The sequence below is a fragment of the Gammaproteobacteria bacterium genome (assembly GCA_003696665.1).
Taxonomy (GTDB): domain Bacteria; phylum Pseudomonadota; class Gammaproteobacteria; order Enterobacterales.
On sequence record RFGJ01000444.1, the window covers coordinates 1 to 2175 of the forward strand.

Annotated in this window: 2 protein-coding genes; one reads left to right on the forward strand and one right to left on the reverse strand. The window is 52.6% G+C overall.

The window, feature by feature from the left end; translation table 11 throughout:
• Positions 1-308: hypothetical protein (locus D6694_11060; protein ID RMH39582.1), on the reverse strand; the 308-nt coding region annotated here is incomplete at its 3' end.
• 95 nt (positions 309-403) lie between these two features.
• Here D6694_11060 and D6694_11065 point away from each other — a divergent pair.
• Positions 404-1720, forward strand: a complete 1317-nt coding sequence (locus tag D6694_11065) for an ATP-binding protein (GenBank protein RMH39583.1) — start codon at positions 404-406, stop codon at positions 1718-1720.
• Positions 1721-2175 lie beyond the last annotated feature (455 nt).

Sequence of the window (2175 nt, forward strand, 5' to 3'; positions counted from 1 at the left end):
GATGTCTCCTCCATTCGACGTTTTTCTGAGTATACGGGGCCATGCCGGGAGAGTAAAGATCGGTTCAGCGTGTCACCGCGGACAGACTTGACAAACCGCCATTCATGGCTCTGTTGGCCGTAGAAGAGGCGGATAACGCGAAAAGCAAAGCAGCGAGAACGCCTTCGGCCTGCGCGTAGCGAGAAAGAAAAAAGCAACGCTGCGTGAACGCCTTCGGCTGCGCGAATGTTCGCGCCATGCGCCACGTCGATTTTTGCCTTTTCGCGCCACTCGCCACCCGTTACGCGCCACGTCGTTTTTCTTTTCACACGGTGGAAATTGTTATTGCCACTTTGATGCTAATCTGGCAAAAAATATTACCAGATAGCATGTCGCCCAGAAAATGGATGCCGGAGGCCTCTCAATGATTGACAAGCTAAAAGAAATCATCCTCGATTTTCAGGAGGTTGAACATCCGACGGGGGTGCCCAGGCGGGTTGTTGTTTCAAATGTGCCGGGCAAGGCCACGGTTTGCATCGGCGTGCGCCGCAGCGGCAAATCGACTTTCATGTTCCAGCTTATGAAGAAGCTGCAGGATTCAGGCGTTTCGCGTCAGAATATCCTCTATCTGAACTTTTTCGATGATCGTCTGCACCGCCTGCAACACGATAACCTTGGCGTGATTCTGGAGGCCTACTTCTCACTTTATCCGGAAAAAAAGAATGTCGAGAAGGTTTATTGTTTTTTCGATGAGATCCAGGTCGTACCTGGCTGGGAGCTCTTTGTTGATCGTTTGATGCGCATGGAAAAGTGCGAGGTGTACCTGACCGGGTCGTCAGCTCAGATGCTTTCACGGGAGATCGCAACCCAGATGCGCGGCCGGGCACTCACATGGGAGATGTTCCCGTTCTCATTCCAGGAGTTTCTCGACTACAAGGGGATCGAGAGTGACGGTCCTCTCTCGACCAAAAAGCGTCTGACTATCCAGAAGGCATTCGATGAATACTGGGAAACCGGCGGGTTCCCAGAGGTTGCAGGCCTTGACCGTAGGCTGCGAATCAAGATCCACCAGGAATATTTCAACGCCATGTTGTTCCGGGACCTCGTTGAACGCCATGATATCTCTCATCCCAAGGCGGTCACAGACCTGGCGCATTGGCTGGTGGACAATACAGCTTCCCTCTATTCCATCAACAACCTGACCGGCTATCTGAAATCCCTGGGCCACAAAGTGCCGAAATCTGCTGTTTCCGATTATCTCGAATGGTTCGAGGATGCCTACGTTCTGTTTACTGTGCGCATCTTTGACGCTTCGCTGGTCCGGGCGAAGACCAACCCCAAAAAGATATACTGCGTCGATAACGCACTGGTGACGTCGATCACCTCTGGCATTCTGGTCAACTCAGGTCATCTCCTTGAGAATCTGGTATTCACTGCACTGCGCCGGGTCACACCGGACATTTTTTATTACAAGACCAGGACGGGGCTGGAGGTTGATTTTATTACCGGACGGCAAGGCCCGTCCCGCATGCTTGTTCAGGTTTGTGAATCGATGGCCGACCAGAAAACCCGCAAGCGGGAAACAACCGCGCTGGCCGAGGCGATGGCTGAAATGAAACTGTCGCACGGTATTGTCGTGACGCGTAACGAGGAAGAGCAAATACAGGTCGATTCCGGAACAATTGATGTGCTACCCGCCTGGCGGTTTCTGCTGAACATGAGCTCTCAAACTGCGGAATAATTGGTTTTCGGGGTCGGACCACAGCAAGTTGAAAAGCAACGTAGCGAAAACGCCTTCGACTGCGCGAACGGCCTTTGGCCTGCGCGTAGCGAGAAAGATCGCGCCACGCGACGCCAATGCATCGCAGAAGTCCGAAGTCAGACGTCGGAACGCTTCGCTGTCAGAGGGCCAACTCTGCGCGTTGGAGAACCCAGATGTCAGAACGCTTCGCTATCTGATGTCAGAAATTGTTTTTCCGACTTCCGACATCTGACATCCGACTGCTCGCAGGTCTCCTGCCGTTCGCGCCACCCGTTACTTCGATTTTTTTTCATTTTTTTTTCGTCTCCCCGGCAAAATTTGAGATTTTTGTGAGATTTCATCTTTACAATGTCGCCCGTATCAGCGGGCTTTGCCCCGTCCGGATGTGAAAGTGTCCCGCCAGGAGGGACGACAAGCGTAGTCAAATCGAAAGA

Bases quoted from the DNA above. Each gene is read 5' to 3' on its own strand.
- D6694_11065 (RMH39583.1), top strand. From the start codon at position 404: ATGATTGACAAGCTAAAAGAAATCATCCTCGATTTTCAGGAGGTTGAA.